The 14668-nt window shown below is 70.1% G+C and carries 14 protein-coding genes; 11 read left to right on the top strand and 3 right to left on the bottom strand.

Going from position 1 to position 14668, the window contains the following annotated elements; genetic code table 11:
* Positions 1-23: 23 nt before the first annotated feature.
* The 3 genes from cysD (at position 24) to VFJ21_09780 (ending at position 3384) form a co-directional block, all read left to right on the top strand.
* Positions 24-932: a sulfate adenylyltransferase subunit CysD gene (cysD, locus tag VFJ21_09790; protein ID HET7407408.1), complete on the top strand. Its 909-nt coding sequence runs from the start codon at positions 24-26 to the stop codon at positions 930-932.
* Positions 932-2833: a sulfate adenylyltransferase subunit CysN gene (gene cysN, locus VFJ21_09785; GenBank protein HET7407407.1), complete on the top strand. Its 1902-nt coding sequence runs from the start codon at positions 932-934 to the stop codon at positions 2831-2833. The genes cysD and cysN overlap by 1 nt, the downstream gene beginning before the upstream one ends.
* A 152-nt stretch (positions 2834-2985) precedes the next feature.
* Complete coding sequence (locus tag VFJ21_09780) at positions 2986-3384, top strand: VOC family protein (protein HET7407406.1); 399 nt, start codon at positions 2986-2988, stop codon at positions 3382-3384.
* A gap of 10 nt (positions 3385-3394) precedes the next feature.
* On the opposite strand, the gene VFJ21_09775 is transcribed toward VFJ21_09780, so the two are convergent.
* Together VFJ21_09775 and VFJ21_09770 are read right to left on the bottom strand one after the other, a co-directional pair.
* A complete protein-coding gene (locus VFJ21_09775) occupies positions 3395-4192 on the bottom strand; it encodes a crotonase/enoyl-CoA hydratase family protein (GenBank protein HET7407405.1) in 798 nt (265 codons plus the stop codon).
* Positions 4189-4392: a ferredoxin gene (locus tag VFJ21_09770; GenBank protein HET7407404.1), complete on the bottom strand. Its 204-nt coding sequence runs from the start codon at positions 4390-4392 to the stop codon at positions 4189-4191. Before VFJ21_09770 ends, VFJ21_09775 begins: the two co-directional genes overlap by 4 nt.
* Before the next feature lie 128 nt (positions 4393-4520).
* On the opposite strand from VFJ21_09770, the gene VFJ21_09765 reads away from it, so the two are divergent.
* Both VFJ21_09765 and VFJ21_09760 read left to right on the top strand, forming a co-directional pair.
* Positions 4521-5582: a phosphotransferase family protein gene (locus tag VFJ21_09765; protein HET7407403.1), complete on the top strand. Its 1062-nt coding sequence runs from the start codon at positions 4521-4523 to the stop codon at positions 5580-5582.
* A gap of 122 nt (positions 5583-5704) precedes the next feature.
* On the top strand, positions 5705-6826 hold the full coding sequence (locus tag VFJ21_09760) for a methyltransferase domain-containing protein (GenBank protein ID HET7407402.1): 1122 nt from the start codon (positions 5705-5707) through the stop codon (positions 6824-6826).
* A 9-nt stretch (positions 6827-6835) separates the two neighbouring features.
* Here the strand turns inward: VFJ21_09760 and VFJ21_09755 are convergent, their stop codons facing one another.
* On the bottom strand, positions 6836-7999 hold the full coding sequence (locus tag VFJ21_09755; GenBank protein HET7407401.1) for a steroid 3-ketoacyl-CoA thiolase: 1164 nt from the start codon (positions 7997-7999) through the stop codon (positions 6836-6838).
* Between the two features lie 149 nt (positions 8000-8148).
* Here VFJ21_09755 and VFJ21_09750 point away from each other — a divergent pair, with 149 nt between their 5' ends.
* The 6 genes from VFJ21_09750 to VFJ21_09725 all read left to right on the top strand — a co-directional run bounded on the left by VFJ21_09750 (position 8149) and on the right by VFJ21_09725 (position 14666).
* On the top strand, positions 8149-9099 hold the full coding sequence (locus VFJ21_09750) for a MaoC family dehydratase N-terminal domain-containing protein (protein HET7407400.1): 951 nt from the start codon (positions 8149-8151) through the stop codon (positions 9097-9099).
* The gene (locus VFJ21_09745; protein HET7407399.1) at positions 9096-9509 is read left to right on the top strand and encodes a hypothetical protein; all 414 of its coding nucleotides are present in this window, start codon (positions 9096-9098) and stop codon (positions 9507-9509) included. The genes VFJ21_09750 and VFJ21_09745 overlap by 4 nt, the downstream gene beginning before the upstream one ends.
* Positions 9506-10678, top strand: a complete 1173-nt coding sequence (locus VFJ21_09740; protein HET7407398.1) for a lipid-transfer protein — start codon at positions 9506-9508, stop codon at positions 10676-10678. Before VFJ21_09745 ends, VFJ21_09740 begins: the two co-directional genes overlap by 4 nt.
* Positions 10679-10686: 8 nt before the next feature.
* Positions 10687-11802 (top strand): nitronate monooxygenase, encoded by a 1116-nt coding sequence (locus VFJ21_09735; protein HET7407397.1) that lies wholly within the window; start codon positions 10687-10689, stop codon positions 11800-11802.
* On the top strand, positions 11799-13046 hold the full coding sequence (locus VFJ21_09730) for a cytochrome P450 (GenBank protein HET7407396.1): 1248 nt from the start codon (positions 11799-11801) through the stop codon (positions 13044-13046). Before VFJ21_09735 ends, VFJ21_09730 begins: the two co-directional genes overlap by 4 nt.
* A 63-nt stretch (positions 13047-13109) precedes the next feature.
* Positions 13110-14666, top strand: a complete 1557-nt coding sequence (locus tag VFJ21_09725) for an acyl-CoA synthetase (protein HET7407395.1) — start codon at positions 13110-13112, stop codon at positions 14664-14666.
* Positions 14667-14668 lie beyond the last annotated feature (2 nt).

Below are 14668 nucleotides of genomic sequence, written 5' to 3'. Positions count from 1 at the left end.
TCTACCCTGTTTCCGTGACCACCATGGCCGCACCAGCACTGACGCACCTGCAGCGACTGGAGTCCGAGAGCATCCGCATCATGCGCGAGGCCGTCGCCGAGAGCGAGCGGCCGGTGATGCTCTACTCCGTCGGCAAGGACAGCGCGGTCATGCTGCGGCTGGCGTTGAAGGCCTTCTACCCGTCGAAGCCGCCGTTCCCGCTGCTGCACGTGGACACCACGTGGAAGTTCCGGGAGATGTACGCCTTCCGCGACAAGCTGGTCGCCGACCTCGGCCTCGACCTGCTGGTGCACCAGAACCCCGAGTGCGTCAGGCTCGGCATCAACCCCTTCACGCACGGCTCGTCGGTGCACACCGACATGTGGAAGACCGAGGGGCTCAAGCAGGCGCTCGACCTCCACGGCTTCGATGTGGCGTTCGGCGGGGCGCGCCGCGACGAGGAGAAGTCACGCGCCAAGGAGCGTGTCTTCTCGATCCGTTCGGCGCAGCACCGCTGGGATCCCAAGCAGCAGCGGCCCGAGCTGTGGAGCCTCTACAACGTGCGGCACAACGCGGGGGAGAACATCCGCGTCTTCCCGCTGTCCAACTGGACCGAGCTCGACGTGTGGCAGTACATCCACCTCGAGCAGATCCCGATCGTGCCGCTGTACTTCGCGGCGGAACGACCTGTCGTCGAGCGCGACGGCACGCTGATCATGGTCGACGACGACCGGATGCCGCTGCTGCCCGACGAGCAGCCGACGATGAAGAGCGTGCGCTTTCGCACCCTCGGCTGCTACCCGCTGACCGGTGCCGTCGAGAGCACCGCCGACACGCTGCCGGCGATCATCCAGGAGATGCTGCTCACCACGACGTCCGAGCGACAGGGCAGGGTCATCGACTTCGACTCGTCGGGCTCCATGGAGAAGAAGAAGCAAGAGGGCTACTTCTGATGGCCCACGTCTCCGACCTGATCGCGCAGGACATCGACGCCTACCTGCACGCGCACCAGCACAAGAGCCTGCTGCGCTTCATCACCTGCGGCAGCGTCGACGACGGCAAGAGCACGCTGATCGGCCGGCTGCTCTACGAGTCGCACATGGTCTTCGAGGACCACCTGGCCGCACTCGAGATCGACTCGAAGAAGGTCGGCACCCAGGGCGGCGACCTCGACTTCGCGCTGCTGGTCGACGGGCTCGGCGCCGAGCGCGAGCAGGGCATCACGATCGACGTGGCCTACCGGTTCTTCTCGACCGACCGCCGCAAGTTCATCGTCGCCGACACGCCCGGGCACGAGCAGTACACCCGCAACATGGTTACCGGTGCCTCGACCGCCGACGTGGCGGTGATCCTGGTCGACGCGCGCAACGGCGTGCTGACCCAGACCCGCCGGCACAGCTACCTCGTCTCGCTCCTCGGCATCCGCACCGTCGCGGTCGCGATCAACAAGCTCGACCTCGTCGACTACTCGCAGGACGCCTTCGACCGGATCGAGGCCGACTACCGCGCGTTCGCCGCCGAGATCGGAATCGACGACGTCACGTGCATCCCCGTGTCGGCGCTGCGCGGCGACAACATCACGTCCTTGTCCGACCACACACCGTGGTACGCCGGTCCGACGCTGATGGGCTTCCTGGAGACCGTGCAGGTGTCCGACCAACGGCAGGCGGGGCCTTTCCGGATGCCCGTGCAGTGGGTCAACCGGCCGAACCTCGACTTCCGCGGCTTCTCCGGCGAGATCGTGGGCGGCACCGTCCGCGTGGGCGACCCCGTGCGCGTCGTACCGGCCGGCACGACGAGCCGCGTCGCGCGCATCGTGACGATGGACGGCGACCTGGACCAAGCGGTGGCCGGCCAGTCGGTGACGATCGCCCTCGCGGACGAGATCGACTGCAGCCGTGGCGACGTGCTGTGCGCGGGCGACGCGCCGGCGGGCAGCGCCGACCAGTTCGAGGCGCACGTCGTCTGGATGGGCGAGCACGAGATGCTGCCGGGCCGGCCCTACCTCGTCAAGATCGGCGCGCGCACCGTCGGTGGGTCGATCTCGCGGCCGAAGCACCGCGTCGACGTCAACACGCTGGAGCACGTCGCGGCCACGACGCTGGCGCTGAACGAGATCGGCGTCTGCAACGTGCACCTCGACCGTCCGGTGGCCTTCGATGCCTACGCCGACAACCGGGAGATGGGCGGCTTCATCGTCGTCGACCGGTTGACCAACAACACCGTCGGCGCCGGCCTGCTGCACTTCGCGCTGCGCCGGTCGGACAACGTGCACTGGCAGGCGGTCGAGGTCAACAAGGTCGCGCATGCCGAGCTGAAGGGGCACCGCCCGGCGGTCGTGTGGTTCACCGGCCTGTCGGGTGCGGGCAAGTCGACGATCGCTAACCTCGTCGAGAAGCGGCTGCACGCCCTGGGGGCGCACACCTACCTGCTCGACGGCGACAACGTGCGGCACGGGCTGAACAAGGACCTCGGCTTCACGGAGGCCGACCGGGTCGAGAACATCCGCCGGGTCGCGGAGGTCTCCCGGCTCATGGTCGACGCCGGGCTGATCGTGCTGGTGTCGTTCATCTCGCCCTTCCGGGCCGAGCGGCGGATGGCCCGGGCGCTGGTCGACGAGGGCGAGTTCGTCGAGGTGCACGTCGACACTCCGTTGGCCGATGCAGAGCAGCGGGACGTGAAGGGGCTCTACGCCAAGGCGCGCCGCGGCGAGCTGCCGAACTTCACGGGCATCGACTCGCCCTACGAAGCCCCGGAGTCACCCGAGCTGCGGGTCGACACGGTGACGATGACGGCGGAGCAGGCAGCAGAAGCGGTCGTCGCGCAGCTGAGGGTGTCCGGAATCCTGCCCTGACGTCCGTCATGGCGCGGGTCCTGCCGTTGCCAGCCCGGGGCTGACCGGTTACTCGTAGTGCGAGTTATGTATTGCGATTCAGTCATTCTCGTGGTGAGGTGCAGCGAAGCGCCCCGGCGCCCGGCCGGGGCCGTCGACCACGAGGGGCGAGCATGGCCGATTTTCCCGCGCTCGGACATGTTGCGCTGACCGTCCGCAGCTGCGACCTGAGCAAGCCGTGGTACGCCGATCTCTTCGGCGCCGAACCGGTCATCGACGAGGACACCGGGCCCTGGCGGCACGTCGTGTGGATGCTGCCCGGCGGGACGTTGGTCGGGATCCACGAGCACCCTGGCAAGACGCCGGCGGGCGACGAGTTCAGCGAGTTCCGGATCGGGCTCGACCACGTCGGCTTCCACTGCGGCAGTCGTGCCGATCTGGAGGCTTGGCAACGGCGGCTCGACGAGCTCGGCTACGCCAACGGCGGCATCGTCGACGCGTCGTACGGCTCGGGTCTGTCCTTCCGCGATCCCGATGGCAACGCCCTGGAGTTCTTCGCCCCGCCGTCCTGACGGGCGGGTTTCAGCGCCCGACGAAGTGGGGCGCCCGCTTCTCGGCGAAGGCGCGGGGGCCTTCGCGGGCGTCCTCGGTCGCGAAGATCGGCATGCCGATCTCGAGCTCGACCTCCAGGGCCTGCTTCTCGGGCAGCCCTTCGGTCTCGGTGAGCGACCGCTTGATGGCCTTGACCGCCAGCGGTCCGTTGGCGCAGATCTGCGCGGCGATCTCCTGCGCGTGGCTCAGCGCCTTGCCGTCCGGGACGACCGAGCCGATCAGCCCGTAGGACAGCGCCTCCTGCGCGGTGATGGTCTTGCCGGTCAACAGCATCTCGGCGGCGACCGGGTAAGGGATTTGCCGCCGCAGCCGGACGGTGGAGCCGCCGAGGGGGAACAGCCCCCGGCGTACCTCTGCGACCCCGAACGTCGCCGACTCGCCGGCCACGCGGATGTCGGTCGCCTGCAGGATCTCGGTGCCGCCGGCGATCGCCGGTCCTTCGACGGCGGCGATCAGCGGCTTGGCCAGCCGGTAGTGGCGCAGCAGCGCGCGCCAGGCCAGGTCGGCGTCCTCGCGGAACCGCTTGGCGTACTCGTCGCCCGGTGGTGGGTCGCTCATCATCGCCTTGAGGTCGGCGCCGGCGCAGAACACGTCGTCGGACCCGGTCAGGATCACGCAGTGGATGTCGTCGTCGGCGTCGGCGCGCTCCCACGCCTCCGCCATGCGCGCGAGCATGTTGGGGGAGAAGGCGTTCTTCGCCTCCGGCCGGTTCATCCGCAGCGTCAGGACATGGTCGGCATGCTCGACGAGCAGGTGCTCCTCGCTCACGGAAAGACCACCTCGCCGGTCTCGGCGTCGACCGCACTGATCGCTTCGACCGGGCAGCCCTCCATCGCCTCCTGCAGCTTCGGCGACTCCTCGACCGGGTTGTGCGTCACCACCGATCGGCGGTTGGGCCCCTCGACGAAGACGTCGGGCAAGGTGTTGCGGCAGTAGCCGGAGCTGATGCAGGTTGATTCGACCGTCACGTTGAGCTGCCTGCCCATGAAGCCTCCCGTCGAGCGCCGCCGAAAACCTAGCAGCGGCAGGCGACTCCTGCTAGAACGCATTCTAGTTTTTGTGCCGCAGGCCAGTCAGTGCGCCGCCGAGGAGAGCCATGCCGATCCCCGCCCAGCGCGACCCGGCGCGGACCCGCAAGCAGCTGGCGGCCTGGCTGGCGCCGCGGGTGCACGCCGACGGCGAGGTCGCCGTCGGCGAGCTGCGCGGACCGGGCGCCACCGGCTTCTCCAACGAGACGCTGATTCTCGACGCGAGCTGGACCGAAGACGGGGACCCCCGCGCCGCGTCGTACGTCGTCCGGGTCGCGCCGAGCGGCTACACGCTGTTCCCGGACCCGGCTTTCGACCGGCAGTACCGCGTCCTGCGGGCGCTGCGGCAGCACACGACGATCCCGGTGCCCGCGGTGCGGTGGTACGAGACCGACGACTCGCTGCTCGGTGCGCCGTTCTTCGTCATGGACGAGGTGCAGGGCGTGGTGCCGCCCGACAACCCGCCCTACCACGTCGACGGGTGGCTGCACGGGGTCACGCCGGAGCACCGGGCGCGCATCTGGTGGGGCTGCATCGACACGATCGCGGACCTGCACCGCGTCGACTGGCCCGCCCTCGACCTCGACCTGCCGGCCGGTGGACTGACCGCGCAGCTCGACTACTACGAACGGTTCCTCGCCTCGGTCGAGCGGGATGAGCCGGTGCCGGTCGCGCGCCGGGCGCTGGGCTGGCTGCGCGCGCACGCTCCCGACGCCGAGCGGCAGGTGCTCACGTGGGGCGACGCGCGGATCGGCAACGTGATGTACGACGCCGCCGGCGCCCCGGTCGCCGTTCTGGACTGGGAGATGGTCGAGGTCGCGGCGCCGGCGGTCGATGTGACGTGGGCGATGTACCTGGACCGGCACCACAGCGAGGCCTGCGGCGTGCCCCGGCTGGACGGCTTCCCGAGCAAGGCGGAGACCGTCGCGCGCTACGAGGAGCGCAGCGGCATCCGGCTGGACAACCTCGACTACTACGAGGTGTTCGCGGCGTTCCGGTTCGCCGTGATCATGGGCAGGCTCGCGGTCATCTTCAAGGACTGGGGCCTGTTGACGCCCGACGACACGATGGCGCAGGACAACACCGCGACGAGGCTCGCGGAGACCGTGCTGGCGGAGAGAAGGGCGTAGTGCGACACGGATACGAATGCGGCGGGCACCCGATACGCACCGGTTTCGGGGCCTGGACGGGCCGTTAGCCCGCTCCCCATACTGAGCCACTTCAGCGAGCTGCTTCTCCCACGGAGGCCGTGATGGCCGATCAGCTCAGCACATCGCCAGACCTGCAGGTCATCCCCGAGGCGAGGCCTCCGGCCGGACCGCAACCGGTCGACGAGCAGCGGATGGAGGAGCTGCTCCATCGGCTGGTCAACGACATGGGCGCCGCACTCGCCGTGCCCCTGGCGCTCATCGGCGACCGGCACGGTCTGTTCGAGACGCTCGAGTCGACCGGGGCGGTGACGTCCGACGAGCTGGCGGAACGCACCGGGCTGTCCGAGCGCTACCTGCGCGAGTGGCTGCTCGCCATGGCCGCGTCCGGCTACATCGACTACGCCGGTGACGGCCGCTACCGGCTCTCGCCGGAGCAGGCGGAGGCGTTCTGCCATCCCGACAGCCCGGCCTACCTTGCCGGCGGCTTGCAGAACCTGACGGCGTCCACCCGGGCGCTGGACCGCATCACGGATGCGTTTCGCACCGGTGCGGGCATGGGCTGGCACGAGCACCATCCCGACGTCTTCCACGGGACCGAGCGCTTCTTCCGGCCGACGTACCTCAACTTCCTCACGCCGATGTGGATCCCGGCGCTGACCGGGCTGGAGGAGCGGCTGCAGGCCGGGGCGCGGGTGGCCGACGTCGGCTGCGGGTTCGGCGCGTCGACGCGCATCCTGGCGGCGGCATATCCCGCGTCGACCTTCGTGGGGCTGGACTACCACCGGGAGTCGATCGAGGCGGCGACCGGCAAGGCGGTCGCCGAGGGGCTCGGTGACCGGGTGAGCTTCCGGACCGGGAGCGCGTTGGACCTGTCCGGTGAGTACGACCTGATCACCTACTTCGACTGCCTTCACGACATGCCCGACCCGCTCGGTGCCTTGCGCGCCGCGCGCGCCGCGTTGCACCCCGACGGCTGGGTGCTGCTCGTCGAGCCGATGGGCGGCGACACGGTCGAGGATGCGCTCAACCCCGTCGGCCGGGTCTATGCCGCGGCGTCGGTGCTGCTGTGCCTGCCGAGCGGCCTGTCGGCCGAGCCGTGCGCCGGTCTCGGCAACCAGGCCGGTCCGGCACAGACGCTCGCGCTGGCCCGCGAGGCGGGCTTCACCCGCGCCCGCGAGGCGACGCGTACGCCGTTCAACCTCATCTACGAGCTGCGCCCGTAGCCAGGCGCGTCAGAGGCGCTCGAGGATCGTTGCCGTCGACAGCGCCCCGCCGGCGCACATCGTGACGAGCGCGAACTGCTTGTCCGTGCGCTCGAGCTCGTGCAACGCGGTGGTGATGAGCCGGCTGCCGGTCGAGCCCACCGGGTGACCGAGCGCGATCGCGCCGCCGTTGACGTTGACCTTGTCCATGTCGGGCTCGTGCTGCGACGCCCACGACAGCACGACCGACGCGAATGCCTCGTTGACCTCGAACAGGTCGATGTCGCCGATGCTCATGCCGGCCTTGCGCAGCACCGTCTCGGTGGCCTGCACCGGACCGTCGAGGTGGTAGTAGGGCTCGGCGCCGACCAGCGCCATCGCCCTGATGCGGGCCCGCGGTCGCAGCCCTTCCGCAGAGGCCCGCTCGCGCGACATCCACATGACGGCGGCGGCGCCGTCGGAGATCTGCGACGACGTGCCCGCGGTGTGTACGCCGTCGGGCATGACCGGCGCGAGCTTGGCCAGGCCCTCGGCCGTCGTGTCGCGCAGTCCCTGGTCGCGGTCGACGATGCGGGTCTCTCCGGTCGGCTTGCCCTCGGCATCGAGGACCGGGGCCTCCATCGCGAACACCTCGCGGTCGAACCGCTGCTCGTCCCAGGCCCGCTTGGCGTTCTGCTGCGAGCGCAGGCCGAAGGCGTCGACGTCGGCGCGCGTGATGCCGCGCCGCTGGGCGATCCGCTCGGCCGCCTCGAACTGGTTGGGCAGGTCGATGTCCCAGTCGTCGGCGCGCGGGGTACCGGGGCCGTTGAGCACGTTGGCACCGAGACCCACGCGGCTCATCGCCTCGATCCCGCAGGCGATGCCGACGTCGATGGCGCCGGCGCTGATGAGACCTGCGACGAGGTGGTTGGCCTGTTGCGCCGAGCCGCACTGGCAGTCGATCGTCGTCGCGCCGGTCGTGTAGGGGAGGCCGGCTGCCAGCCAGGAGCCGCGGGTGATGTTGAACCCCTGCTCACCGGCCTGGGTGACACAGCCACCGACGACCTGCTCGACGGCCTCCGGCGAGATGCCCGCGCGCTTCACGACTTCCTGCTGCGCGGCACCGAGGATCTTGGTGGCGTGCAAGGAGGACAGATGGCCGTTGCGCTTGCCGATCGGGGTGCGGGCAGCGGTGACGATCACGGGTTCAGGCATGTCGCAAAAGTAGTACCTGTTCTAGCGCACCGGCAAGAACGGCGTACCCTGCAAAACTAGAACACGTTCTTGACCCGGGCGAGCGTGCTCGCCTACGTTTTCCGGCACCGGACGACATCGTCGTGATCCCTCGTGGGAGGCCTGCTCGGATGACCGCGATCGATGAGGCGCGGGCGTTCCTGGACGGCACTCCCGGGCCGGTGCGCGTCGGGCGGGACCCGGTCAACCTGCCGATGGTCCACCACTGGTGCCAGGCGTTGGGCGACACCAATCCGGCCTACCTGGACGAGGACTACGCGCGCGCGTCGCGCCGGGGCCACCTCATCGCGCCACCGGGGATGCTGCAGACCTGGACCATGGATGCGCCGCGCGACCCGAGCCGGCCCGGCCCCAACGACGAGGTCATCAAGCGGCTCGACGAGGCCGGCTACACGTCGGTGGTCGCGGTCAACTACGAGCACGACTACCTCCGGGAGCTGCGCCACGGCGAGCGCATCAGCGTGCGGTCCTACGCCGAAGACCTGTCGGAGGAGAAGAAGACAGCACTCGGCATGGGCTACTTCACGACCGTGCGGCACGACTACATGACCGGCGACGGCGAGGTCGTCGGCATCGGCCGGATGCGGCTGTTGAAGTTCAAGCCGCCGGCCGCAGAGTCGACCGCGGCCGGCGGGGCTGACGTCGGCAGCCGGGTGGCCCCGGCGATCGGGCGCGACAACGCGTTCTTCTGGGAGGGGGTCGCGGGGCGCGAGCTGCGGATCCAGCAGTGCAACGGCTGCGGCATGCTTCGGCACCCGCCGGCGCCGATGTGCGCACGCTGCGGCAGCACCGAGCAGGGCTACGTCGTGGCGAGCGGTCGCGGTCGCGTCTACAGCCACGTGACGCATCACTACCCGCCGCTGCCCGGCGTCGTGCTGCCGCACACGGTGCTGCTCGTCGAGCTCGACGAAGGCGTGCGCATCGTCAGCGAGCTGGCGGCCGGTGTCGACCACGACCGGGTGCACGTCGGGCTGCCGGTGCGGCTCGACTTCCAGGAGGTGCCGGGCGGCCAGGTGCTGCCGGTCTTCCGCCCCGCCGAGCCGGCCGAGGCCGCGGCATGACGCTCGCGACGAAGCCGGCCGTCGGTGACGTGCTGCCGGAGCTGACCATCGACGCGAGCGTCCGCAACATCGTCGCCACCGCGATCGCCACGCGCGACTACCAGGACGTGCACCACGACATCGCCGCCGCCCAGGAGCGCGGGTCCAAGACGATCTTCACGAACATCCTGACGAGCAACGGCTACTGCATCCGCCTCGTCACCGACTGGACCGGGCCCGACGCGATCGTCAAGCACGCGTCGATCCGGCTCGGGGTGCCCAACTACGCCGGCGATGCGCTCACGCTGTCCGGCACGGTCAGCACCGTCGAGGACACCGCGGAGGGGCCGCTCGTCACCGTCGCCGTGCGTGGCCGCAACTCCCTCGGCGACCACGTGACGGGCACGGTCACCGTGCTGATCCCGGCATGACACGCTCCTTCGCCCGGCAGGCGGCGATCGTCGGGATCGGCGCCACGGAGTTCTCGAAGGACTCGGGCCGGTCCGAGCTGCAGCTCGCCGCCGAGGCGGTGCGCGCCGCCGTCGCCGACGCCGGTCTGGAGCCGTCGGAGGTCGACGGTCTGACGACGTTCACGATGGAGACCAACCCAGAGATCCAGGTGGCCCGGGCCGCCGGGCTCGGCGACCTGACGTTCTTCTCGCGCATCGCCTACGGCGGGGGCGCGGCCTGCGCGACCGTGCAGCAGGCCGCCCTCGCCGTCGCGACCGGCGTCGCCGACACCGTCGTCTGCTACCGCGCGTTCAACGAGCGGTCCGGCCACCGCTTCGGCTCCGGTATCTCCCGCAGCGAGCCCACCGCCGAGGGCGTCGCGATGAGCTGGGTCAGCACGTTCGGTCTGATGACCCCGGCGGCCTGGGTCGCGATGTTCGCCCGCCGCTACATGCACGAGTACGGCGCGACCAGCGAGGACTTCGGCCGGGTCAGCGTGGCCGACCGCAAGCACGCCGCGACCAACCCGGCCGCGTGGTTCTACGGCAAGCCGATCACGCTCGAGGACCACCAGGCCTCCCGGCTGATCGTCGACCCGCTGCGGCTGCTCGACTGCTGCCAGGAGACCGACGGCGGGCAGGCGCTGGTCGTCACCACGGTCGAGCGGGCGCGTGACCTGCCGCACCCGCCGGCGGTCATCGCCGGGGCCGCGCAGGGGTCGGCCCAGGGCCAGGAGTCGATGATCAGCTACTACCGCGACGACATCGGCGGCCTGCCGGAGATGGGTCTGGTCGCCGAGCAGCTGTGGGCCCAGTCCGGCATCGGGCCCGACGACGTGCAGACCGCCGTCATCTACGACCACTTCACGCCGTTCGTGCTGCAGCAGCTGGAGGAGTTCGGCTTCTGCAAGCGCGGGGAGGCCAAGGACTTCATCGCCGACGGTGCCATCGAGCTCGGCGGCCGGCTGCCGGTCAACACCCACGGGGGCCAGCTCGGCGAGGCCTACCTGCACGGCATGAACGGCATTGCCGAGGCGGTCCGGCAGGTCCGTGGCACGTCCGTCAACCAGGTCCCGGACGTCGACAACGTCGTCGTCACGGCCGGCACCGGGGTGCCGACCAGCGGGCTCATCGTCAGCACCGACCGATAGGAAGCAACATGCGCACACCGCTGTCCGACGAGTTCGGCATGGACATCGCGCTGTTCGCCTTCAGCTACATGCCGGAGGTGGTGGCCGCCGTCACCAACGCGGGCGGCATGGGCGTGCTCGGCGCCGTGCGCTTCACACCCGACGAGCTGCGCGATGCGCTCGACTACCTCGACAAGGAGGTCGGCGGCAAGCCCTACGGCGTCGACATCGTCATGCCCGCAAAGACCGAGGCGATCGCGGGCATGGAGCTCACCGAGCTGCACGGGATGCTCGAGAAGATGATCCCGCAGGAGCACCGCGACTTCGTCGAGCGCCTGCTGCAGGAGCACGGCGTGCCGCCGTTGCCCGACGACGTCGAGAAGCCGCTCGACCTGCTCGGCTGGACCGACACCACCGCGCGCCCCCAGGTCGAGCTGGCGCTCGAGCGCGACATCAAGATCCTCGTCAACGCCCTGGGCCCGCCGCCGCAGGACATCGTCGACGAGGCGCACCGCCACGGAGTGAAGGTCGCCGCGCTGGTGGGCCGCAAGGACCAGGCGCTCAAGCAGCGCGCCCGCGGGGTGGACATCATCGTCGCGCAGGGCACCGAAGCCGGCGGTCACACCGGCGAGGTCGCGACGATGGTCCTCACCCCGGAGGTGGTCGACGCGGTCGCGCCGGCGCCGGTGCTGGCCGCGGGCGGCATCGGCAGTGGCCGGCAGATCGCCGCGGCCCTGGCCTTGGGCGCGCAGGGTGTGTGGACCGGCTCGATCTGGCTCGACACCTTCGAGTGCGGCCAGCCGGAGGCCATGTACCGCAAGTTCCACGCCGCCGCGTCCAACGACGCGGTCCGCTCGCGTTCCTACACCGGCAAGCCCGCCCGGCTGCTGCGCACCGAGTGGACCGAGGCCTGGGACGACCCGGAGACTCCCGCTCCACTCGGCATGCCGCTGCAGTACATGCTCAACGCCGATGCCCAGGCGCGAATCCGGGCGGCCGGCAAGGAAGAGCTGCTCGGCACGCCGATCGGTCAGCTGGTCGGGTCGATGACCCGCACCCGCAGCGTCCGCGAGGTCGTCGACGCCCTGCGCGCGGACTACGCACGCGCCGTCGCGGCCCTGCCCGTCCTGGAGGAGACCTCATGAGCGCACCCGTCGAGCAGTCGCGGCCGCGCTGCCCGGTCGACATCGACCTCAACGACCCGGACCGCTTCCTGTCCGGCGTACCGCTGGCGGAGTTCGCGCGGATGCGTGAGGAGCAGCCGATCTTCTGGCACGACCAGCCGGGCGCGTGGGGTGAGGGCTTCTGGGCGGTGACCCGGCACGAGGACATCGTCGAGGTGTCCAGGCAGCCCAAGATCTTCTCGTCGTACGAGCGCGGGTCGTTCGTGCACACCGGCAACGGGCGCGACGACGAGGAGTCGCTCGCCGGGATGCGCCTGCTGATGATCAACATGGATCCGCCGGAGCACACGGCGCTGCGCAACATCGTCCAGCGCGTCTTCACCCCCCGGCAGATCCGGGCCATGGAGCCGCGGCTGCGTGAGTTCGCCGACCAGATCGTCGACCGGGCGCTGGCCAAGGGCGAGGGCGACTTCGTCCAGGACGTCGCGTCCGAGCTCCCGCTGCTGGCGATCTGCGAGCTGATCGGCATCCCCGCCGAGGACCGCGGCAAGATCTTCGACCTGTCCAACCGGCTGATCGGGTTCGACGACCCGGAGTTCACGAACACGCCGGAAGACGGCATGATCGCCGCCACCGAGACCTACATGTACGCCAACGAGCTCGCCGAGCTGCGCCAGCGCGAGCCCAAGGACGACATCATCACCAAGCTGCTGCAGGCCGACGTCGACGGCGACAACCTGACCGTCGACCAGTTCGACCAGTTCTTCCTGCTGCTCGCGGTCGCCGGCAACGAGACCACCCGCAACGCCATCACCCACGGCATGCAGGCGTTCTTCGACCACCCGGACCAGTGGGAGAAGTTCAAGACGGACCGGCCGCTGGAGACCGCGGTCGAGGAGATCATCCGGTGGGCGACGCCGGTCGTCGTGTTCCAGCGCACCGCGATGTCCGACACCGTGCTCGGCGGCCAGCAGATCCGCGCGGGGGACCGGGTCGCGATCTTCTACCCCTCGGGCAACCGCGACACGGCCGCGATCGCCGACCCGGACGTCTTCGACGTCACCCGCGAGAGCAACGAGCACGTCGCGTTCGGCGGCGGTGGCCCGCACTTCTGCCTGGGGGCCAACCTCGCCCGGGCGGAGATCGGGATCCTGTTCGAGGCGATCGCCGACCGGATGCCCGACATCGCGCCGCTGGGACCGCCGGACCGGCTGCGCTCGTCGTTCATCCACGGCATCAAACGGCTGCCGGTCCGATACGCCTAGCCTTGCCCGGAACGAGAACACGTTCTAGTCTGCGGCTCGTCCGCCGGTCCGGAGGGAGCACCCGTGTCGTCGCTGGGTTTCTGGAGCATCGCCGCCGCGGATCCGCAGCGCATGACACTGGTCGAGCCCGACGGTGCCGAACACACCGCGGGTGACCTGCTCGTGTCGGCCAACCAGTTGGTACACGGCCTGCGGGCCATCGGGCTGGCACCCGGCGACGTGGTCGCCGTGCTGCTGCCGAACGGCCGGGAGTTCATCGAGGTGCTGCTCGCGGTGCAGCAGGCCGGCTGGCACATGGTGCCGGTCAACTTCCACCTCGTCGGCCCGGAGATCGCCTACATCGTCGAGGACTCCGGCGCCAAGGCGTTCATCGCGCACGAGCGCTTCGCCGCCGAGGCCGTGCGGGCGGGCAGCGAGATGTCGCTGCCGGAGAGCGCGCGGTTCGCGGTCGGCAGCATCGAGGGCTACCGCCCCTACGTCGAGCTGACCGTCGGGCAGCCGACGAGCGCGCCCGACGACCGCAAGGCCGGCGCGCTGATGAACTACACGTCGGGCACCACCGGCCGGCCCAAGGGCGTCAAGCGACCGCTGCCCGACCTCGACCCCGACACGATGGCGGAGTTCGGCACGTTCCTGCACATGCTGTTCGGCATCGAGCCGCACGGCGACAACGTGCACATCACCGTCGCGCCGCTCTACCACACGGCCGTCGCGCAGTTCACGATCAACGCGCTGCACTCCGGCCACGGCGTCGTGCTCATGGACAGGTGGACGCCGGAAGGCACGCTCGAGCGCATCCAGCGCTACCGCGTGACCACCAGCCACATGGTGCCGACGATGTTCCACCGGATGCTGCAGCTGCCCGACGACGTGCGCGCGTCCTACGACGTGTCGTCGTTGCGCCACGTCATCCACAGTGCCGCCCCGTGCCCGGTGCCGACCAAGCACAAGATGCTCGCGTGGTGGGGTCCGGTCATCTGGGAGTACTACGCCGCGACCGAGGGCGGCGGCACCGTCGCCAGCCCCGACGACTGGCTGAAGAAGCCCGGCACCGTCGGTGTCGCGTGGCCGGGCAGCACCATCAAGATCCTCGACGACGACGGCAACGAGCTGCCCAACGGCCGGATCGGCACCGTCTGGATGAAGATGGGCGACCGCACGTTCGAGTACCACGGCGACCCGGAGAAGACCAAGAAGAGCTGGAACGACCAGGGCTTCTTCACGGTCGGCGACGCGGGCGAGCTCGACGACGACGGCTTCCTGTTCCTCCGCGACCGCAAGGTCGACATGATCATCGCCGGGGGCGTCAACATCTACCCCGCCGAGACCGAGGCCGTGCTGCTGCAGCACCCGAAGGTCGGCGACGCCGCGGTGTTCGGCGTACCCAATGACGACCTGGGCGAGGAGATCAAGGCGGCGGTGCAGCCCGCCGAGGGCGTGACGCCGGGTCCGGAGCTGGAGAAGGAGCTCATCGCCTTCTGCACCGAGAACCTCGCCCGGTACAAGGTGCCGCGCTCGATCGACTTCGTCGACGACTTCCCGCGTACGCCGACCGGCAAGCTCATCAAGAGACAGCTGCGCGACCCCTACTGGGCCGGCCGCGAATCGCAGCTGGTGTGACC

The sequence above is a fragment of the Mycobacteriales bacterium genome, assembly GCA_035690485.1.
Classification (GTDB): domain Bacteria; phylum Actinomycetota; class Actinomycetes; order JAFAQI01; family DASSKL01; genus DASSKL01.
Note: the sequence above shows the minus strand (reverse complement) of the source record. Positions and strands in the feature narration are given on the sequence as shown.